Annotated in this window: 23 protein-coding genes; 4 read left to right on the forward strand and 19 right to left on the reverse strand. The window is 72.7% G+C overall.

What is annotated here, in order from left to right:
- Window positions 1-29 precede the first annotated feature (29 nt).
- The 4 genes from AC0VYN_RS33985 to AC0VYN_RS34000 all read right to left on the reverse strand — a co-directional run bounded on the left by AC0VYN_RS33985 (window position 30) and on the right by AC0VYN_RS34000 (window position 3,559).
- Entirely contained in the window at window positions 30-635 is a 606-nt protein-coding gene (locus tag AC0VYN_RS33985; RefSeq protein WP_475534063.1) for a TetR/AcrR family transcriptional regulator, read from the reverse strand.
- 105 nt (window positions 636-740) lie between these two features.
- The gene (locus tag AC0VYN_RS33990; protein ID WP_475534064.1) at window positions 741-1,865 is read right to left on the reverse strand and encodes a phosphotransferase family protein; all 1,125 of its coding nucleotides are present in this window, start codon (window positions 1,863-1,865) and stop codon (window positions 741-743) included.
- Window positions 1,866-1,934: 69 nt separating this feature from the next.
- Complete coding sequence (locus tag AC0VYN_RS33995) at window positions 1,935-2,684, reverse strand: HAD family hydrolase (protein ID WP_475534065.1); 750 nt, start codon at window positions 2,682-2,684, stop codon at window positions 1,935-1,937.
- Complete coding sequence (locus tag AC0VYN_RS34000; protein WP_475537040.1) at window positions 2,684-3,559, reverse strand: GntR family transcriptional regulator; 876 nt, start codon at window positions 3,557-3,559, stop codon at window positions 2,684-2,686. Before AC0VYN_RS34000 ends, AC0VYN_RS33995 begins: the two co-directional genes overlap by 1 nt.
- A gap of 150 nt (window positions 3,560-3,709) precedes the next feature.
- On the opposite strand from AC0VYN_RS34000, the gene AC0VYN_RS34005 reads away from it, so the two are divergent.
- On the forward strand, window positions 3,710-3,898 hold the full coding sequence (locus AC0VYN_RS34005; RefSeq protein WP_385458139.1) for a hypothetical protein: 189 nt from the start codon (window positions 3,710-3,712) through the stop codon (window positions 3,896-3,898).
- A 48-nt stretch (window positions 3,899-3,946) separates the two neighbouring features.
- Here the strand turns inward: AC0VYN_RS34005 and AC0VYN_RS34010 are convergent, their stop codons facing one another.
- Entirely contained in the window at window positions 3,947-4,858 is a 912-nt protein-coding gene (locus AC0VYN_RS34010) for a winged helix-turn-helix domain-containing protein (protein WP_475534066.1), read from the reverse strand.
- A gap of 189 nt (window positions 4,859-5,047) precedes the next feature.
- Between AC0VYN_RS34010 and AC0VYN_RS34015 the strand changes: the two genes are divergently transcribed.
- Window positions 5,048-5,233: a hypothetical protein gene (locus AC0VYN_RS34015; RefSeq protein WP_385458137.1), complete on the forward strand. Its 186-nt coding sequence runs from the start codon at window positions 5,048-5,050 to the stop codon at window positions 5,231-5,233.
- Window positions 5,234-5,382: 149 nt separating this feature from the next.
- On the opposite strand, the gene AC0VYN_RS34020 is transcribed toward AC0VYN_RS34015, so the two are convergent.
- The 3 genes from AC0VYN_RS34020 to AC0VYN_RS34030 form a co-directional block, all read right to left on the reverse strand.
- On the reverse strand, window positions 5,383-6,639 hold the full coding sequence (locus tag AC0VYN_RS34020; RefSeq protein ID WP_475534067.1) for a GNAT family N-acetyltransferase: 1,257 nt from the start codon (window positions 6,637-6,639) through the stop codon (window positions 5,383-5,385).
- Window positions 6,640-6,851: 212 nt separating this feature from the next.
- The gene (locus AC0VYN_RS34025; RefSeq protein WP_385458133.1) at window positions 6,852-7,835 is read right to left on the reverse strand and encodes an asparaginase; all 984 of its coding nucleotides are present in this window, start codon (window positions 7,833-7,835) and stop codon (window positions 6,852-6,854) included.
- Between the two features lie 90 nt (window positions 7,836-7,925).
- Window positions 7,926-8,561: an RsiG family protein gene (locus tag AC0VYN_RS34030; RefSeq protein WP_475534068.1), complete on the reverse strand. Its 636-nt coding sequence runs from the start codon at window positions 8,559-8,561 to the stop codon at window positions 7,926-7,928.
- A gap of 170 nt (window positions 8,562-8,731) precedes the next feature.
- Between AC0VYN_RS34030 and dtd the strand changes: the two genes are divergently transcribed.
- Complete coding sequence (dtd, locus tag AC0VYN_RS34035; RefSeq protein ID WP_475534069.1) at window positions 8,732-9,157, forward strand: D-aminoacyl-tRNA deacylase; 426 nt, start codon at window positions 8,732-8,734, stop codon at window positions 9,155-9,157.
- Window positions 9,158-9,190: 33 nt separating this feature from the next.
- On the opposite strand, the gene ygfZ is transcribed toward dtd, so the two are convergent.
- The 3 genes from ygfZ to AC0VYN_RS34050 are packed head-to-tail and all read right to left on the reverse strand — an operon-like array spanning window position 9,191 to window position 11,195.
- The gene (gene ygfZ / locus AC0VYN_RS34040; protein ID WP_475534070.1) at window positions 9,191-10,156 is read right to left on the reverse strand and encodes a CAF17-like 4Fe-4S cluster assembly/insertion protein YgfZ; all 966 of its coding nucleotides are present in this window, start codon (window positions 10,154-10,156) and stop codon (window positions 9,191-9,193) included.
- A 9-nt stretch (window positions 10,157-10,165) separates the two neighbouring features.
- Window positions 10,166-10,603, reverse strand: a complete 438-nt coding sequence (locus AC0VYN_RS34045) for a Fur family transcriptional regulator (RefSeq protein ID WP_451686666.1) — start codon at window positions 10,601-10,603, stop codon at window positions 10,166-10,168.
- A gap of 16 nt (window positions 10,604-10,619) precedes the next feature.
- Window positions 10,620-11,195, reverse strand: a complete 576-nt coding sequence (locus tag AC0VYN_RS34050; protein ID WP_385458124.1) for a heme-binding beta-barrel domain-containing protein — start codon at window positions 11,193-11,195, stop codon at window positions 10,620-10,622.
- A gap of 250 nt (window positions 11,196-11,445) precedes the next feature.
- On the opposite strand from AC0VYN_RS34050, the gene AC0VYN_RS34055 reads away from it, so the two are divergent.
- Window positions 11,446-11,808: a DsrE family protein gene (locus AC0VYN_RS34055; RefSeq protein ID WP_451686668.1), complete on the forward strand. Its 363-nt coding sequence runs from the start codon at window positions 11,446-11,448 to the stop codon at window positions 11,806-11,808.
- 34 nt (window positions 11,809-11,842) lie between these two features.
- Here the strand turns inward: AC0VYN_RS34055 and AC0VYN_RS34060 are convergent, their stop codons facing one another.
- From AC0VYN_RS34060 to AC0VYN_RS34095, 8 genes are all read right to left on the reverse strand, one after another.
- Window positions 11,843-12,103, reverse strand: coding sequence for a DUF3099 domain-containing protein (locus AC0VYN_RS34060; RefSeq protein WP_362489740.1), 261 nt, complete (start codon window positions 12,101-12,103; stop codon window positions 11,843-11,845).
- Between the two features lie 96 nt (window positions 12,104-12,199).
- The gene (locus AC0VYN_RS34065) at window positions 12,200-12,487 is read right to left on the reverse strand and encodes a DUF1416 domain-containing protein (protein ID WP_004986406.1); all 288 of its coding nucleotides are present in this window, start codon (window positions 12,485-12,487) and stop codon (window positions 12,200-12,202) included.
- A 35-nt stretch (window positions 12,488-12,522) separates the two neighbouring features.
- The gene (locus tag AC0VYN_RS34070) at window positions 12,523-13,368 is read right to left on the reverse strand and encodes a sulfurtransferase (RefSeq protein WP_385458119.1); all 846 of its coding nucleotides are present in this window, start codon (window positions 13,366-13,368) and stop codon (window positions 12,523-12,525) included.
- Between the two features lie 127 nt (window positions 13,369-13,495).
- Entirely contained in the window at window positions 13,496-13,576 is an 81-nt protein-coding gene (locus AC0VYN_RS34075; RefSeq protein WP_350310325.1) for a putative leader peptide, read from the reverse strand.
- A 238-nt stretch (window positions 13,577-13,814) separates the two neighbouring features.
- Window positions 13,815-14,552, reverse strand: a complete 738-nt coding sequence (locus AC0VYN_RS34080; protein WP_475534071.1) for an LmeA family phospholipid-binding protein — start codon at window positions 14,550-14,552, stop codon at window positions 13,815-13,817.
- 147 nt (window positions 14,553-14,699) lie between these two features.
- Entirely contained in the window at window positions 14,700-16,088 is a 1,389-nt protein-coding gene (locus tag AC0VYN_RS34085; protein WP_475534072.1) for a hypothetical protein, read from the reverse strand.
- 2 nt (window positions 16,089-16,090) lie between these two features.
- Window positions 16,091-16,345 carry a MoaD/ThiS family protein gene (locus tag AC0VYN_RS34090; RefSeq protein ID WP_475534073.1) on the reverse strand — a complete coding sequence of 85 codons (255 nt, stop codon included), beginning with the start codon at window positions 16,343-16,345 and terminating at the stop codon, window positions 16,091-16,093.
- A 62-nt stretch (window positions 16,346-16,407) separates the two neighbouring features.
- The gene (locus AC0VYN_RS34095) at window positions 16,408-17,268 is read right to left on the reverse strand and encodes an alpha/beta hydrolase (protein WP_475534074.1); all 861 of its coding nucleotides are present in this window, start codon (window positions 17,266-17,268) and stop codon (window positions 16,408-16,410) included.
- Window positions 17,269-17,321 lie beyond the last annotated feature (53 nt).

Below are 17,321 nucleotides of genomic sequence, written 5' to 3' on the forward strand. Positions count from 1 at the left end.
ACTCGGTTAAATTAATTACCCAGTCCTGATCAGGCGAGGTGCGGCAGACCCGCCGCCAGCCGCCCGAACGCGCGCTCCGCCGCCGCCACGGCGTCCGCCCGCACGTCCGCCACCCGCTCCCCGGCCTCGATCCGCCGCCAGTTCTCCTGGGCGAGGACCCGCTGCACGGCGATGATCTGCCCGGCGGCCAGCCTGGCGTCCAGGTCGCCGCCGAGGGCCCCGGCGAGCGCGGCCTCCGACCGTTCCAGGTGGCCGTGGAGCCGGGCCACCAGGGCGGGGGTGCCGTAGAGCAGCCGGTGGAAGGCGAGCACCTCGGGGCGGTCGTCGAGGCCGGTCACCGGGTCCGACCGCTCCAGCCCCGCCAGGAAGTGCCGCCGCAGCGCGGTGAGCGGCGCGGGCCCCTCCCCCGCCACCCGGGCCGCCTCGCCCTCGTGATCGGCGATCCGGTGCAGGACGAGGTCCTCCTTCGCCGAGAAGTACCGGAAGAGCGTCGGCTTGGAGATCTCGGCCGCGGCGGCCACCTCCGCGACGGACACCGCGTCGAATCCCTTCTCCAGGAAGAGCCCGACGGCGATGTCCGACAGCCGCTGGAACATCCGCTGCCGCTTGCGCTCACGCAGGCCGATCTCGCTCATGGCGCGAGCCTACGCACCGCTCCCACCGGCCGCGGCAAGCGGCTCCGGCCCACCCGTAGTGCCCGGTGTCCGGTGCCGGTACCGGGAGGAAGAGGGGGGCGCGGGCTACGCGGGCCGCCGGGCCGGGCGCGAGGGGGCGCCGTCCGGCCGGCCGTGCGCGCCGTGCCACGCCCACAGCGCGTCCAGGACCTGTTCCCGGCCCGGTACGTCGACCAGCCGGAGCGGCTCACGGGCCAGCCGTGTCGCACGCCGGACACGGTCGGCGGCCGCGCCGAAGTGCTCCGCGGACGCGTCGGCGGGCAGGCCGATCGCCGCGCGCATGACGTCCGGGAAGACGGACTGCGCGTGCTCGAACGCCAGGTAGACGGGAAGGTCGTCGTCCAGCCCGGCGGTCAGCTCCGCGAGCCCCGCCTCCTCCATCGCCCCGGTCCACAGCTCCGTCATGCGGACCTGGTCGTGCTTCTCGTACCCCATGCGGACGAGGTGCGTCGCGAGGTCGTGCAGGGGGTCACCGAATATCGCCAGTTCCCAGTCGATCACCGTCAGCCGCTTGCCCCACAGCACCGTGTTGGCGCGGTGGACGTCCGTGTGCAGCAGCCGGAACGGCCTGGCCGCCCGGCAGCGGTGGTGCGCGGCGAACCGGGCCATCGCGTCCCGGGGGACGCCGACCGCGTCGAAGAGCGCCCCGAAGCGGTCCCGGTTGGGGAGGTGCACCCGCTCCTCGGTGAAGCGGACGAGCCACTCCAGGAAGCCCTGGGTGTCGCCGTCCCCGGGCCAGTCGCCGGGGCGGGGCGGCAGTTCCGCGACGGGAACCCGCGCGGTCCTGACGAAGAACGCGGCGAACTCACGCATGAGCGTCTCGTCCGCGCCCCCGGTCCCGTCGGGCCGGATCTCGCTGAGGGCCCGGCCCGTCCGGTACCGGTGCACGGAGCGGTCGCCGAGGTCGGCGAGGCAGGCCGGCACCTCGCGCAGGTGCCGGCACACGACGCGGAGCACCTCCGACTCCCGCGGCCAGATGCGCGGCACGACCTCGACGGTCGTCAGCGGGACGCGGTACTTGAACCTGGTGAACGGCACCGCGCCCAGCAGCAGCGCCAGCACCGGCCCGGCGCGCAGCACGTAGTTGGTGTTGTGGTGTCCCCGCAGCACCTCGCCCCTGCCGCGGAGCCTCCGGGACTCCACGAAATGGCGCACGAGCGCCTTGCGCGCTCGGTGGGGCAGACGGTGCATGGCCGGAGAGTAACGCCTGCGGCCCGTCACCGGCGGACGCGTCCGAACGGTGTCCGCCGAACGCCGGAGTCAGCCGTCGGACGTCCCGCCGGTGCGAAGCAGTGCCAGCAGCGGTTCGAAGGAGCCGACGACGGTGCCCGCGCCGGCGTCCCGCAGGGACTTCTCCTTGCGTTCGTCGCGGGCGTAGCCGAGGAACGGGACCCGGGCCCGCTGGGCCGCCTCGCAGTCCGAGGGCGAGTCGCCGATGAACAGGGAGGCGGACGGAGCGGCCCCCATCGCGCCGAGCGCCCGGACGAGGGTGTGCGGGTCGGGCTTGAGGAGCCTCAGCTCCTGGGTGCGGCCGTAGATGTGCGGCGCGAAGCACGGCAGCAGGCTCCGGCCGGTCAGATAGGCGCGCACCACGCCGGGGGCGTTGTTGGTGGCGACGGCCAGCCCGACGCCGACGGCCGTCCAGGTCCGGATCAGCGGATCGGCGTAGGCGGTCGGCATGGCGGAGGCCGTGGCCCGCAGCTCCTCCTGGGTGAGGCGTTCCTCCAGTTCCGCCACCAGGTCGCTGTCGGGGTGCCGGCGGTCGACCGCGCGCAGGACGGCGTGCGGATCCGCCGACTCCCTCTCCTCCTCGGTCAGCAGGCCGCGCAGCCCGCGCCGTTCGAGCCAGTCGACGAGGCCGGCCGCCACCCGCTCCGCCGTGTGCCCGGCGAACAGCCGGCAGATCGGCCCGTCGAAGTCCCAGAGGACGAAGCGGGCGCCGCGCACCACCCGTCCGAGGTTCTCCGTGTCCGCCGCCACCCGCTCCGTCTGCTTCGTATCAGAGGTCACTAGGAGAGTGTCATGTCCGTGGTGATGGTTTCCCAGAGGGCGTCGAACCACTTCTGTGATTCCTTCACGAACACCTCGTCCCGCTGTCCCGTGCGCTTCAGGAAGGAGAACAGCAGCGACTGGGAGCCGAGGGCGTCGTACATCTCCAGCGTCCGGCTCTCGTACTCCTCCTCGCGCCGGGTGAGCATGTAGTAGCCGAGGAGCGCCTCCTCCCCGTTGAGCAGGTACAGCTTCATCGGCGGGGTGAAAGGCAGCGCGCGGAAGTCGATGCGCACGTCGACCCGGTGGGTGGAGCGCACGGCGTACAGGTTGTGCTGGAGGACGCGGGCCTGGGCGTTGCGCATCTGCAGCCAGCGCGTGTGCACCGGGTCGTCCTCCTCGTCCGCGACCAGGACGGGGAAGGCCAGTTCGATGTGCCGCGACGGCATCAGCACGCGGAAGGCGATCGACTCCGGGCGGATACGGCCCTCGTGGATCAGCCGCAGCGGCTCGCTGAGCGCCAGCATCAGTGTCTCCGACGTGTGGCAGACGACGTCCACCCGCACGTGGGGCGCCGAGAACGCCTCCGCCAGCCGGGGGCCGAGCGCCACCATCGTGGGCAGCGGCTCGCCCCGGGCGGGAGGGGGCTCGGCGATGCGGGGCGGGCTGCCCTTGCTGACGTTGGTGAGCAGGCCGTCCTCCTGGAGGGCCCGCAGTGCCTGGCGGACGGTGCCGCGCTCGACCTTGAACTCGTCGGCCAGCTCGGCCTGGGTGGGCAGGCGCTCGCCCGCCCTGAGCTCACCCCCGCGGATCCGTTCCCGCAGGATGTCGGCGATCTCCTGGGACGAGAGCCTTCTGCTGCCGTTCACGGACACGTTCTCCTGAGTCACGACCAGACGCTACAACTCCGACCTACCTAACGGGAGTTGTTTGAAACTTGTTTATAACTAGTAGCCAAGTGGGGACAACATAGGCAGAGTTGGTTGCCAACTTACCCAAGTTGGCGGAGGTTTAGGTCCCGAAGCTTCCGAAGGGGGAAAACGACCATGCCCGTCCTCGCTCTCGTCTCCGCGGTCTTCGTCGTCGCCTTCGAGCAGATCGTCCAATGGAAGTACGGCGCCACCGGTGTCGTCGGCCTTCTCCTGCTCACCATAGGCATCAAGGCAAAGAGCCCGTCCCTCAGCTCCGCCGGCGCGGTGGTGCTGGCCCTGCTGGTCGCGGGGCCCGCCCTGTGAGGGGCCGGCCCCCGGATCCGCACGGGGGACACCCGACATGGGAGGCGGTCAGTCCGTGAGCACCAGCTCCGAACTGATCGTCTCCCACAGTGCGTCGAACCACAGCTGCGACTGCCGCACGAACGCCGTGTCACGGCGGCCGGCCCCCTGCTCGAAGGCGAACAGGGTGGAGCGGGTGCCCTCGGCGTCGTACATCTGCACCCGCTCGTCACCGACCTGTCGTTCGTGCCGGTCGAGCGTGTAGTAGGCGAAGAGCGCCTCCTCGCCGTTGAGCAGGTACAGCTTCATCGGCGGGGTGAAGGGCAGCGCGCGGAACGAGACGCTCACGTCGATGCCGTGCGTGGCGCGCAGCGACCGCAGGTTGTGCTGGAGCACCTGCCCCTGGGCGTTGCGCATGGACAGCCACCGCTCGTGCACCGCGCCCTCGTCACCGCCGCCCGTCACCGGTACCGGGAAGGCCAGGTCGATACCGCGGCCGGGCAGCAGGACCCGGACGTCGACCTTGGCCGGTTTCCGTCGTCCGGTGTGGATCTGGCGCAGGGCCTCGCCGATGGCGAGCGTGAGGGAGACCGCGGTCAGGCACAGCGCGTCGATCCTGACGTGCGGGGCTGCGAAGGCGTCCGCGATCCGCGGGGCGAGGGCCACCGTGGTGGGCATGGGAAGCGCATGAGGGCCGGTCAGGGCCGCTCCGGGGTCGGGCGCGACGGTCGCCGGGCTCCCCTTGGACACATTGGTGAGCAGCTGCTCCGACTGCAGGATGCGCAGGGCCTGACGAACGGTGCCGCGCTCCACACCGAACTCGTCCGCCAACTGCGCCTGGGTGGGCATGCGCTGCCCCGACTGCAACGTCCCCGACCTGATCCGGGCGCGCAGTTCGTCGGCCACCTCGCGGTGCGTACGCGCAGGCCCCTGCGGCTTCTTCCGACCGTTGACGACGACGTGATCCCGTTCCACGACCAAACAGTACAACTTCCCGCCATCTTTGGGCAGTTCACGGGAAGGTGGTTATGCATCGCCCCCAAGCGGAGATAACTTCAGAGAAGTTGGCTGCCAACTTGGGCAACGTGGTCCTCCCCTTCCAAGGGTTGGTCACCACGCTGACAGCAGAAGGGACCCGTCCCGCCCGGGACGGCCCGAAGGGGGATCGCCATGCCGTTCGTCGCCATCGTCGTCGCCGCTCTGGCCATCGGGTTCGAGCAGCTGGTGCAGTGGAGGTACGGGCCGATGGGAATCATCGCGTTCGTCGCCCTGTCCATCGGCATCAAGGCGAAGAACACCGCCGTCGGCGGTGTGGGCGCGGTGATCCTCGTGATGCTGCTCGCCCAGTCCGGCTGAGCAGGCGTACCGCCGGCCGGGCTCCCGTTCCGGAGGGGAGCCAGGAGCCCGGACAGCGGTCCGTACCACCGCACGACAACCACAACCGAACAGCGTGCGCCCGCTACGGACGGCGCGCGCCCACCCGACGCCGGCAGAAGGGAGCGGGGTCAGAACAGGTCCGGGCACCAAGGCCGCCTGGACGTACGCAGCAGGGCGTCGGCCAGCCGGGCGGCGCCCGCTCGCTCTTCCCGGACCCGGCCGAGCGCCGCCAGCCGCACGGTCGACTCGTCACCCAGCCACAGCGCCGCCAGCTCGGCGACGTCGAGCACCAGCGCGGCGCTCTCCGTGGTCGGCGTGCAGGACGCCCCGTTCCCGGAGGCCTCCAGCCGCCACCGCCCGCCGGTCAGCCCGTCCCGGTCCACGACCTCCAGCACCAGCGACCCCTCGGCGCCGTACGTACGCGCCTCCAGCGCCCGTACGACGTCCAGGATCCGCACCCACAGCCAGTCCGCCTGCGTGAGGATCCTGGCCGCGCGCGGGTCCGGCAGGAGGTGCGGGAGCAGGTCGTCGGGGGCCCGCCAGCCGCTCTTCACGGTCGTGATCCAGTCGATCGAGCACAGGTACCGCCACAGCGCCCGCTCGGCGGCCGGCGTCACGCCGAGCAGCCAGTCGACGGTCGCCGTGTTCAGCGGCTGCTTGGCGTCGCCCCACGTGTCGTCCGCCCGGTAGCAGACCATGCCCTCGACCTCGCCGCCCGCCGATCGGTACACGGCGTAGAAGGGCTCGGTCCACGGGGTGCCCCGCATGTTCACCACACCGGTGCGCAGCTGCCACCACAGGTCGGTCCGGCTCACCGCGCCCGGCTGCGTCCGGCGCAGCCGCTCGTGCAGCTCGGGGCCCAGCTTGCGGACGTCCTCGCCGTCCACGAGGTCGATCCGGCCGCCGTCCTCCGGGGCGGCCCAGCGCGGGTCGAGACCGGCCCGGGGCACGTCGACCGTCCACTCGGTCATGGTGGTGGCGGGGCCGAAGCCGTAGCGGCCGTAGATCCGGTACTCCGCCGCGATCAGCGTCGCGACGACGTCTCCGCGTTGCTTCGCCGCCGCCAGGTCCTGCGCCATCATGCGGGTGAGCAGGCCGCGCCGGCGGTGGGTCGGGCTGACGGTGACGTTGGAGACGGCGTCGGCGCGGACGGGCGCCCCGCCGACGGCGGTGATCTCCTGGTCGAAGGACCGGAAGGTCGCCACGCAGCGGTCGCCGTCGAAGGCGCCGAGGAGCCGTCCGGGGACGAACTCGTGGCGGCGGGCCTCCAACTGCTCCGCGGAGACGGCGGGCGGCTGGAGGAACCCGGTGCTCATGGCCCGGCTCCAGTCGGAGAGCTCGGCCTCGGATATGGGGCGTACGTCGATGTCGGTGCGGCGGGTCATGCGCTCACGGTAGGTCGGCGACCGCACCGGCGTCGCGGGTATTTGCCGCGCCCCGCACGGGCCGGCGCCCCGGACGGCCCCCGGGAAGCCGGCCGGGCGTCCGGCGTCTCCCGGCGGCCCGCCGGCCTCGTGCGCCCGCCGGCCTCGTGCGCCCGCCGGCCTCGTGCGCCCGCCGGCCTCGTGCGCCCGCGGGTCTCGTGCGCCCGCGGGTCTCAGAAGGCCGCGCGGATCTCCCCCACCTCGTGGCCGCCGCCCAGCAGCGGGGCGCGGCCGATGCGGTCCACCACCGGGGCGTCCACGCCCAGCAGCGTCAGCGCGCGGGCCAGCACCGGGCCCAGCGCCCGGCTCGCCCCGTCCTCGACCTTGAAGGCCAGCGCGCGGCCGTCCGGCAGGGCCACCGCCTGGACGGCCTCCGCGCCCATCTTGGAGAGCGTGCCGGGCACCTCGTGCATCAGCCAGGTGTCGGCGCGGCGGGTACCGGCGACGTACTCGGGGTGGGCGCGCATCGCGTCGGCGACCCGGCGCTCGGCGGTGCCGGGCTCGGCACCCACGAAGGCGCGGAAGGCGCGGGCCAGCCCCACCAGGCTGATCGCCATCAGCGGCGCCCCGCACCCGTCCGTGCCGACCGCGGCGACCGGCTCGCCCGCCGCGTCCTCCACCACCCGGTGGATGAGGCGCTGGAGCGGGTGGTCCGCGTCCAGGTAGGTCTCCAGGGGCCAGCCGCGCTGGGCGCAGACGGCCAGCATCGCGGTGTGCTTGCCGGAGCAGTTCATGGTGATCCGGTCGGGCCCGGCGCCCGAGGCCAGGTACGTGTCGCGCTCCTCCGGGTCCAGCGGCAGGTCGGGCGGGCACTGGAGCAGGGCCGGGTCGAGACCGTGCTCGTCGAGCATCTTGCGGACCAGGTCGCGGTGGAAGGGCTCCCCGGAGTGGCTGGCGGCGGCCAGCGCGAGCCGCTCCCCCGACAGGTCCAGGCCGGCCCGCAGCACGCCCGCCGCCTGCATCGGCTTGTTGGAGGAGCGCGGGAAGACCGGCGCCGTCACGTCCCCGAGCGCCAGCTCCACGGCTCCGTCGGCGGCCAGGACGACCAGACTGCCCCGGTGCCGCCCCTCGACGAAGCCGGACCGGACGACCTCGGCGAGGACGGGCGGTGCGGCGGGCGAGAGGGCGGACGTGGGCGCGGACGGGGACGCGGGCATCGGCGGTGGCCTTCCGAACGGGTGACCCGCCGCCGTGACGGCCCGGGTTCACCGGGCTCTGCGGGGCGGCTGGAGGAAGCCGCTCCCGCGTCACACGAGCAGGTCGTCGACTTGTGCTTCCCCCTCACGGTACCGGCGTGCGATCTCCGCGCTGCAGTCGTCGGCCGTCCGCTGCAGGTGCTGGCGCCGCAGGGAGACCCGCTGCTCGTAGCGCACGAGGCGGCCCATCGCGGCGGCCAGCTCCGGGTCGGTGCGGGCCGTCAGGTCGGACAGCTCGACCTCGCCGAGCATCTCCGCGGCCAGCCGCCGGCCCTCCTCGCTGCGCGGCGTGCCCAGCGTCACATGGCGTGCGGAGGACCGCTGCCGGGCCGGCGCGTCGGTCAGGATCTCCGACAGCCGCTCCACGACGGACGCCACGGACTCCGCGGCCGTCACGTCCGGATCCACCGCGGACGCCGGCCCGCGCCGGGCCAGCTCCGCCCGCAGGATGTCGATCCGCCCCTGCAGCAGCCGCCGTACGTAACTGAGGTCGGCCTCCTCGTGCCGGGCGTCCCGGCGCAGGGCGCGCAGCTCGGGCAGGCTCAGCACGGGCAGGCCGGGCTCCGGCGGGCCCACGGGCAACTCCGGGCTGTCCGTGCGCTGCACGGGCGGCCGGGGTGGCTCCAGGCCCCCCGGGCAGGTCCACGCGACAGTCCCGGTCGGCTGCCCCGTACTCGGTGTGCTCATATCCCTCAACCGTCCCCTCGACCGGCGTCCGGCAAGCATCGTGCCACCCCAAGTGGCCACTATGTGACCGAGTGCCCCCGATCGGCCCCAGATGGGGGGTTACGGAGCGAAAAGAAGCCCCCGTACGGCCCGCCCGCCGGGCTCCCCGGGCGGCACGGCATCATGGCGGCATGCGTGCGGTGGTGCAGAGGGTGGACGGCGCGAGCGTCGTCGTGGACGGCGAGACGGTGGGCGCGATCGAGGGCGAGGGCCTGTGCGTCCTGGTCGGCGTGACCCACGAGGACACCGCGGAGAAGGCGGCGCAGCTCGCCCGCAAGCTGTGGTCGGTGCGGATGCTGCACGAGGAGAGGTCGTGCAGCGACGTCGGCGCCCCGCTCCTGGTGATCAGCCAGTTCACCCTGTACGGCGACGCCCGCAAGGGCCGCCGCCCCACCTGGAACGCCGCCGCCCCCGGTGACGTCGCCGAACCACTCGTCGACGAGGTCGTCGCGCGGCTGCGCGCGCTGGGCGCGACCGTGGCGACGGGCCGCTTCGGGGCGCGGATGCGGGTGTCCCTGACGAACGACGGCCCGTTCACGGTGCTGATCGAGGTCTAGGGCCCGGTCCGGACGACGGGCCCCAGGAGCCTCCTACGGCTCCACGACCGTCTCCTGGGCCGCGGCCGTGGTCTCGGCGAGCAGCGGGGCGTCCACGGGCACGTTCCGCTTGACCAGGGCGAGGGCGACCGGGCCGAGCTCGTGGTGGCGTACGGACGTGGTGACGAAACCGATCCTGCGGCCGTCGGGCCCGTCGTCGGCGAGGCGCAGCTCGGCGCCGGCGGGGGGCAGGTGGACCTCGCTGCCGTCCAGGTGCAGGAAGACCAGCCGGCGCGGCGGCTTGCCCAGGTTCTGCACCCGGGCGACGGTCTCCTGCCCCCGGTAGCAGCCCTTCTGGAGGTGCACGGCCGTGCCGATCCAGCCCAGCTCGTGGGGAATGGTGCGGTGGTCGGTCTCGAAGCCGAGGCGGGGCCGGTGCTGCTCGACGCGCAGTGCCTCGTGGGCGAGGATCCCGGCCGGCGGACCGGCCTCGGCGGCGAAGGCCTCCAGGTCCTCGCGCGGCAGGAAGAGATCACGGCCGTACGGCGTCTCGCGTACGACGGCGCCCTCGGGGGCCGTGGCGATGGACCCGGCCGGCAGGTGCACGACCGCGGTGTCCGCGGTGCGGTCGGCGACCTCGACCCGGTAGAAGAACTTCATCGACTCCAGGTAGGCGATCAGCGCCTCCTGGCTGCCGGGCTCCACGTGGGCCCAGACGGTCCCGCCGTCGTCCACGAGGTACAGCGCGTGCTCGATGTGACCGTTGGCCGAGAGGATCAGCGCCTCGGTGGCCCGGCCGGCCGGCAGCTCGCTGACGTGCTGGGTGAGCAGCAGGTGCAGCCAGGCCAGCCGGTCGTCGCCGGTGACCGTCACGACCCCGCGGTGGGAGAGGTCGACGAAGCCGGTGCCGGCGGCGAGGGCACGCTGCTCGCGGAACAGGTCGCCGTAGTGGGCGGCGACGCCTTCGTCCACGCCCTCGGCGGGGACGGCGCCGGGCAGGGACAGCAGGGGGCTCTTCATATGCCTAGCCTACGACTCGGCGGCGGGGCCCTCCGGAGCGCAGTCCCGGCACCGGCCGAAGATCGCGAAGTGCTTCATGTCCGTGTCGAAGCCGAACTGTTCGCGCAGCTTGGCAGTGAACTCGGCGGCCACCGACAGGTCGGCCTCGATGACGTTGGTGCAGTCCCGGCAGACCAGGTGGATGTGGTGGTGCCGGTCGGCGAGGTGATAGGTGGGCGCCCCGTGCCCGAGGTGGGCGTGGCTGACCAGCCCGAGCTCCTCCAGGAGTTCCAGCGTGCGGTACACGGTGGAGATGTTGACCCCCGACGCCGTCTTCCTCACTTCGCCGAGGATGTCGTCGGGGGTCGCGTGTTCCAAAGTGTCGACGGCTTCGAGCACCAGCTGCCGCTGCGGGGTCAGCCGGTAGCCGCGCTGCCTGAGGTCGCTCTTCCAGTCGGTGCTCACCACACCCAAGAGTCTAGGACTACTTGAAGAAAGCGATCCCGTCGTCCGGCATGTCGTCGGGGAGGGCCTTGGCCCAGCGCTCGACGTCCTCCGGGGTGACGACCTTCTTCAGGTGCGCCGACATGTAGGGGCGCAGCTCGACCTCGGGGGTCTGCTTCTCGCCGACCCACATCAGGTCGCTCTTGACGTAGCCGTACAGCCGCTTGCCGCCGGTGTAGGGCTGCGAGGCGGCCGTGCGGGCCACGGCGTCGGTCACCAGGTCGATCTGCGGCTTCTGGTCGGCCATCTCGCCGTACCAGATCTCGATGACGCCGTCGTCGCGGGTCATCGTGACCTCGACCTTGCGGTGGGCGTCGATGCGCCAGTAGCCGTGCTCGGACTCCAGCGGGCGGACCTTGTTGCCGTCCTGGTCCAGCACCCAGGTGTGGGACTGGTACTCGAGGAAGTCCCGGCCGTCGTGGCCGAAGGTGACCTCCTGGCCGAAGTTGCACTTCTCGGCACCGGGGAAGTCGTGCACGCCGGCGCCCGCCCAGTCGCCGAGCAGGAAGGCGAGCGGGACGAGGTCCTTGTGGAGGTCGGACGGGATCTCGATCATGAGCAGAACTTCCTGGCGTGAGGGGTCAGCGCTGGCCCTGGTACAGCTTCTTCACGGTCAGTCCGGCGAAGGCGAGGACGCCGACGCAGACCAGGACCAGCAGGGTTTCGAAGAAGATCTCCACGGGTGCTCCTCGATTGAGCGGGGTGCGGTGCGTGCGCTGTGTGCACAGGGCCGGGGCCCAGCTTACGCGGCCGGGCCGGAGGGCACCGGACGAGGTGTGCCCTCGCGGCGGCCGTACGATGCGGCCATGGCGAAGAAGCTCGTGATCAAGGTGACGGCGGGGGCCGATGCGCCCGAGCGGTGCTCTCAGGCGTTCACGGTGGCGGCGGTGGCCGTGGCCAGCGGGGTCGACGTCTCGCTGTGGCTGACCGGCGAGTCCGCCTGGTTCGCCCTGCCGGGCCGCGCGGCCGAGTTCGAGCTGCCGCACGCCGCGCCGCTGCCCGACCTGCTCGACGCGCTGCTGGCGGGGGGCCGGGTGACCCTGTGCACGCAGTGCGCCGCCCGCCGCGACATCACCGAGAAGGACGTCCTGGAGGGCGTGCGGATCGCGGGGGCCCAGGTCTTCGTACAGGAGTCCCTGGCCGACGGCACGCAGGCGCTCGTCTACTGAGCCCGCGTCCACCGGGCCCGCCGGGGCGCCCCCGTCAGCGGCCGCGGCGCTTGCCGTCCAGCTCGTCCCACCACTCGTCGGACTTCGCGTCGCCCGAGGGGTCGTCCCACCAGCGGTCGTCGGGGCCACGGCGGTTGGCGACCATCGCCGCCAGCGGGGGGATGACCATGGCCACCACGCACATGCCGACGGCCGCCGGGACGGACCAGAGGCGGACGACTCCCCAGGCCAGCACGAACAGCGCGATGCAGGTGCCCATCATCACGAAGTAGACGTGCCGCCGCCGTGCGTACATACGTCCAGCGTAGGTCCGTGCACGCCGAAGGGGCCGCACCCCAGGTGTCCAACCCGGTGGGTGCGGCCCCTCGGCCGTGGTGTGCCGCGTCCGCCGTCAGACGGCGATCGCGACCTCCGCCAGCCCGCCCTGCTGGGCGACGACGGTGCGGTCGGCGGTGCCGCCCGGCACGAGCGCCCGTACGGTCCAGGTGCCCTCGGCCGCGTAGAAGCGGAACTGGCCCGTCGCGGAGGTCGGGACCTCCGCCGTGAACTCGCCGGTGGAGTCCAGCAGACGGACGTAGCCCGTCACCGGCTCGCCGTCGCGGGTCACCTGACCCTGGATGGTGGTCTCACCGGGCTTGATCGTCGAGGCGTCGGGGCCGCCGGCCTTCGCTCCGCACATGTCGTACTCCTGAGGGGGTTGGTCGGTCGGGGTGGTTACTTCGCGGCGCCGAGCTCGATCGGCACGCCGACGAGGGAGCCGTACTCGGTCCAGGAGCCGTCGTAGTTCTTGACGTTCTCCACGCCCAGCAGCTCGTGCAGCACGAACCAGGTCAGGGCCGAGCGCTCACCGATGCGGCAGTAGGCGATGGTGTCCTTCGCCAGGTCGACCTGCTCGTCGGTGTAGAGCTGCTTGAGCTCCTCGTCCGACTTGAAGGTGCCGTCGTCGTTGGCGTTCTTGGACCACGGGATGTTGCGGGCGGACGGGACGTGGCCCGGACGCTGCGACTGCTCCTGCGGGAGATGGGCCGGGGCGAGCAGCTTGCCCGAGAACTCGTCGGGGGAGCGGACGTCGACCAGGTTCTGCGCGCCGATCGCCTCGACGACGTCGTCGCGGAAGGCGCGGATCGACGTGTCCTGCGGCTTGGCCTTGTAGTCGGTCGCCGCGCGCTCGGGCACCTCGGTGCCGTCGACCAGCTCGCGGGCGTCCAGCTCCCACTTCTTGCGGCCGCCGTCGAGGAGCTTGACGTTCTCGTGGCCGTACAGCTTGAAGTACCAGTAGGCGTAGGACGCGAACCAGTTGTTGTTGCCGCCGTAGAGGACCACGGTGTGGTCGTTGGAGATGCCCTTCTTCGACAGGAGCTTCTCGAAGCCCTCCTGGTCGACGAAGTCACGGCGGACCGGGTCCTGGAGGTCCTGGGTCCAGTCGATCCGGATCGCGTTCTTGATGTGGTTCTTGTCGTACGCGGACGTGTCCTCGTCCACCTCGACGATCGCGATGGTCGGGTCGTCCAGGTGGTCCTGCAGCCAGTCGGCGTCGACCAGGACGTCGCTGCGGCTCATGCTTTCTCCTCCGGGGCAGTTGCGGCGGGGCGTGCGAGTGAGAGGGTGTGCGCGCTCATGCCGGAGCGGCGCGCGGGTGCCCTGAGCAGGGCGGTGAGGGGAACCGGACGGCGGTGTCGCCGTCCGCTCAGAAGGTGCGACAGAGCATGGCGGCAACGCGGCACAGGTCCACTGCCCGCCGCTTCGTGAGATCCGCCTGTCGCTTCATAGCCCCGATCGTAGGGACGGATACCGGGCCATGTCACCGGCGTGTCGCATGATGAGACACGATCGTCCGCACTGTGGGATTCGAACCCTGCCCGAGCGTCGCCCGGCGGCCCCGCGGCCCGCCGCGTCCGCCGTCACATCTGCGGTACGGACATCGGCGTCTCGCCTGTCGGACGCCGGCTCGCCGCCGTCGGCCGGCGAGGCGCTCCGTGGGCCTCCCCGGAGGGCCGACCGTCGTCCTACCCGGCCAGCTTGACGCCCGAACCCCTCACCGAGATCTCGACGCCGTTCTTCGCCGCCTCGACCTTGTCCAGCTTGATCCCGCCGGGCAGCTCGTCGATGGTCTGCTGGAAGTCGGTGATGGCCCGGATCCGGGACTCGGCGAACTGCTTGCCGCCTATGGTCGGCAGGCCGTCGGCGACCACCTCGACGTTGTCGTCCTTGACCTTGACCGAGCTGAGGACGTCGACCGGCTCGGGCAGTTCGACGCCCAGGACCGTGGCCTGGAGGGCGACCTTGATCTTGCCGTTGCCGCCGTCGGAGAGGCCGACGACCTTGGCGGTGATGCCGGGCCCGATGTCCGTGGGCTCGGACTTGGCGGCCTTCATCAGCTCGTCGTAGCCGATCGTCGCGGTGCCGGTGGCCGTGGCCGCGGTGGCGGAACTGAAGTCGCCGGAGAACTCGACGCCCTTCATGTCCGCGCGCAGGTCGTCGATGCGGATCTTCTCGGTGCCGTCGCCGGTGGCGGCCTCGTAGTCGTGGATGCCGACCTCGACCTCGTCGAGTTCACCGCCGGCGAGCTGCGTGAGGAAGGGGAAGCCGTTGATGGACACGTCCGGCGTCGAGGCCAGGTTCTCCGTGGTGCGCAGCTTGTCCGCCGCCCGGTCCTCCGCGAAGTTGACCGCGATCCGGTCGGCGATCACGAAGAGGCCGCCCAGGATCACGACGACGACCAACAGTATTCGCAGTGCGCGCATGCGAGTGTTCCCCACCAGTAGGCGTCAACGGCAGCGGTTTCCCGACGACCGGCGGCCGTCCAGCGCGAGCCTAACGCGGTGGATGACGGCCGCCGGATTTTGTCGATCACCTGTGACAGGAGGAACGCGAGTGCCTCGGGGGCCGGCTCAGCCGAGCGCCCGTCCGAGCACGTACACGGCCGGTGCCGAGGCCGCCAGCGGCAGCGCCACACCCGCCGTGAAGTGCACGAACCGGGACGGGTAGTCGTAGGCCGCGACCCGGTGCCCGATCAGCGCGCACACGGCCGCGCCCGCTCCGAGCAGCGCCCCCGCCGTGCCGAGGTCCGTCACCGCGCCGGCCGCGAACCCGGCGCCCGCCGCCGCGAGCAGTGCGACGAGCACGGACGCGGGCGTCGGCAGCGGCAGCGCGCGGGCCACGACGGCCACCGCCACGGCGACCGCGCCGGCCGTCACCGCGTCCGCGTCGGCCGCGAGGTACCCGCCCGCGACGACGGCCAGGGCCGTCGCGGCGACGGTCGCCATCAGGCCGTACATCCGCTCGTCCGGGTCGGCGTGCGACCGCAGCTGCAGGACGAGGGACAGCAGCACCCACACGCCGAGCGTGCCGAGGAGCGCCGCCGGGGAACGGTCCGACGCCAGCATCGCCGCGTCCGCGGCCAGCGCGCCCGCGAAGCCCAGCGCGATGCCCTGCCGGGCGGGCCACATGCCGTTCAGCCGGAACCAGCCCGCCGCGGTGACCGCCTGGAGGACGACCAGCGGGACGAGCAGCGCGTATGTGCCGACCGCGGCCGCGCCGGCCAGCAGCAGCCCGAGCAGCGCGGTGAGCGCGGCCGGCTGCATCCCGGGGTCGATGATCGGCGAACGCCCCTCGGCGCGGGCCCGCTGCGCGTCGGTGATCCGGGCGTTGCCCGCGAGGGTGGCCGGCCCGTACTCGGGCCCGCCGGCGGAACCGGCGGAACCGGCAGCCGCCGGGGAAGCCGGGGCGGCCTGGGGCTCGGGGGCGGCGGAGGCCGCGGGAGGCTCGGGGGCGTAGGGCTGCGGCTGCGGCTGCGGGGTGTACGCCTGGGGCTGGTACGGCTGCGGCCGGGGCTGCGCCTGGTATGGCTGCGGCTGCCCCTGGTACTGCTGCTGGGGCTGTGCCTGCTGCTGCGCGTGCTGCGGTGCCTGTGGCTGCTGCGGCTGGTACTGCTGCTGCGGCTGCTGCTGGTACTGCTGTGGTTGCGCCTGGTACTGCTGCTGCGGCTGCGGCTGGTACTGCTGCGATCCGTGGGTCTGCCCGCCGTACCCGCCGCCGTACGAGCTGTCCCCCTGCGGCGGCAGGTAGGCCGTCTCCTCCGCCGGCACGGGCGGTTGCAGCTGGGTCTCCCAGGTCTGTCCCTGCCACTGCTGCGTGTGCTCGCCGCTGTCCGGGGCGTCGTACGCCCGGTGGCCCTGCTGGTGCTGTCCGGGCCACACCTGAGCGTCGTACCCCTCGTGTCCTGCGTACGGCTGATGCGGCTGCTGCGGCTGCTGTCCCTGATACGGCTGGTCGGTCATCGTCACCCTCCCGCGAACGGCGGGAGCACCTCGACCGTGCCGCCCTCGGCCAGCCGCACCGTCTCGTGCGCGCGCGTGCCCACCGGGTCGCCGTCGACGAGGAACGAGCAGCGCGACAGCACGCGCGTGAGTTCGCCGGGGTGGCTCTCGCGCACCGCGTCGAGCGCGTCGGCGAGGGTGGCCGCCTCGTACGGCTCCTCGGCCACTCCCGCCGCGGCCTTCGCGGCGGCCCAGTAGCGCACCGTGACCTTTGCCATCTGGATCCTTCGTCGCCGGTGCCGGTCGGCGTCGGTGCCGACCGGCGGTGAACACCGTCAGGCTAGCCCGCCCGCGACACGGCCCAGTCGCCGATCCTGCGCAGCAGCTCCTCGCCGGAGGCGTGCTCGGCGTGGCCCATGCCGGGCTCCACCCAGAGTTCGCCGTGGTCACCGGCCGCCTCGGCCAGCATCCGGGGGTGGTCCAGCGGGAAGTAGCCGTCCCGGTCGCCGTGCACGACGAGCAGCGGCGTCGGCGCGATCCGCGGCACCGCCTCCACCGGCGACAGCGGCACCGGGTCCCAGTCGCGGTGGTGGATACGGGTGCGCAGTCCGTAGCGGCCCACCAGGCGCCCGGCGGGGCGCATCACCAGCCAGTGCAGCCGGCGCATGGGCGCCGTGCCCCGGTAGTACCAGCGGGCGGGGGCGCTCACCGAGACGACGGCGTCCGTACGGGCCGCGCTGTCGCCGCCGTACAGCGCGGCGTGCCGCAGCACCACCGAGCCGCCCATGGAGAAGCCGACGGTCACCACGCGCGCGTGCCCGAAGCCGCGCGCCCAGGCCACCGCCGCCGCCAGGTCCAGCACCTCGCGGTCGCCGACGGTCGAGCGCCCGCCGGAGGCACCGTGGCCGCGGAAGGAGAACGTGACGACGGCCCCGTGGTGCGCGAACGCCCGCGCGATCCGGCGCACGTGCGGGCGCCCGGCGTCGCCGGTGAACCCGTGCGCGACGACGAACACCAGGTCGGCGGCGTCCCGCCGGGCCGGGCCGGGCTCGTACACCGCGTCGATCCGCACCTCGTCGGACGTGCGCAGGAACGTCCGCGCGGGCGTGCGGCGGGGTCTCCGTCCCGCCGTCTCCCGGGGCGTCCCGGGATGCGGACGAATGGTGGAACGCGCCACATGACCTGCCCGACCGTCGCTCATGTCGGCTATTCTGCTGGGCAGAGGACTCGGGCAACGTAGCCCCCGGGTCCTTT

This window comes from Streptomyces sp. 63XJN7_1_ISO-PGPR-S23-121 (assembly GCF_056173025.1).

What these genes read in the sequence shown, in the direction of transcription:
- AC0VYN_RS33985 (WP_475534063.1), bottom strand. Translation starts at nt 635, where the DNA reads ATGAGCGAGATCGGCCTGCGTGAGCGCAAGCGGCAGCGGATGTTCCAG.
- AC0VYN_RS34065 (WP_004986406.1), bottom strand. Translation starts at nt 12,487, where the DNA reads ATGTGCGGAGCGAAGGCCGGCGGCCCCGACGCCTCGACGATCAAGCCC.
- AC0VYN_RS34025 (WP_385458133.1), bottom strand. Translation starts at nt 7,835, where the DNA reads ATGCCCGCGTCCCCGTCCGCGCCCACGTCCGCCCTCTCGCCCGCCGCA.
- AC0VYN_RS33990 (WP_475534064.1), bottom strand. Translation starts at nt 1,865, where the DNA reads ATGCACCGTCTGCCCCACCGAGCGCGCAAGGCGCTCGTGCGCCATTTC.
- ygfZ (WP_475534070.1), bottom strand. Translation starts at nt 10,156, where the DNA reads ATGAAGAGCCCCCTGCTGTCCCTGCCCGGCGCCGTCCCCGCCGAGGGC.
- AC0VYN_RS34030 (WP_475534068.1), bottom strand. Translation starts at nt 8,561, where the DNA reads ATGAGCACACCGAGTACGGGGCAGCCGACCGGGACTGTCGCGTGGACC.
- AC0VYN_RS34080 (WP_475534071.1), bottom strand. Translation starts at nt 14,552, where the DNA reads ATGCGCGCACTGCGAATACTGTTGGTCGTCGTCGTGATCCTGGGCGGC.
- AC0VYN_RS34050 (WP_385458124.1), bottom strand. Translation starts at nt 11,195, where the DNA reads ATGATCGAGATCCCGTCCGACCTCCACAAGGACCTCGTCCCGCTCGCC.
- AC0VYN_RS34055 (WP_451686668.1), top strand. Translation starts at nt 11,446, where the DNA reads ATGGCGAAGAAGCTCGTGATCAAGGTGACGGCGGGGGCCGATGCGCCC.
- AC0VYN_RS34090 (WP_475534073.1), bottom strand. Translation starts at nt 16,345, where the DNA reads ATGGCAAAGGTCACGGTGCGCTACTGGGCCGCCGCGAAGGCCGCGGCG.
- AC0VYN_RS34060 (WP_362489740.1), bottom strand. Translation starts at nt 12,103, where the DNA reads ATGTACGCACGGCGGCGGCACGTCTACTTCGTGATGATGGGCACCTGC.
- AC0VYN_RS34070 (WP_385458119.1), bottom strand. Translation starts at nt 13,368, where the DNA reads ATGAGCCGCAGCGACGTCCTGGTCGACGCCGACTGGCTGCAGGACCAC.
- AC0VYN_RS34075 (WP_350310325.1), bottom strand. Translation starts at nt 13,576, where the DNA reads ATGAAGCGACAGGCGGATCTCACGAAGCGGCGGGCAGTGGACCTGTGC.
- AC0VYN_RS34015 (WP_385458137.1), top strand. Translation starts at nt 5,048, where the DNA reads ATGCCGTTCGTCGCCATCGTCGTCGCCGCTCTGGCCATCGGGTTCGAG.
- AC0VYN_RS34005 (WP_385458139.1), top strand. Translation starts at nt 3,710, where the DNA reads ATGCCCGTCCTCGCTCTCGTCTCCGCGGTCTTCGTCGTCGCCTTCGAG.
- AC0VYN_RS34095 (WP_475534074.1), bottom strand. Translation starts at nt 17,268, where the DNA reads ATGAGCGACGGTCGGGCAGGTCATGTGGCGCGTTCCACCATTCGTCCG.
- AC0VYN_RS34085 (WP_475534072.1), bottom strand. Translation starts at nt 16,088, where the DNA reads ATGACCGACCAGCCGTATCAGGGACAGCAGCCGCAGCAGCCGCATCAG.
- dtd (WP_475534069.1), top strand. Translation starts at nt 8,732, where the DNA reads ATGCGTGCGGTGGTGCAGAGGGTGGACGGCGCGAGCGTCGTCGTGGAC.
- AC0VYN_RS34020 (WP_475534067.1), bottom strand. Translation starts at nt 6,639, where the DNA reads ATGACCCGCCGCACCGACATCGACGTACGCCCCATATCCGAGGCCGAG.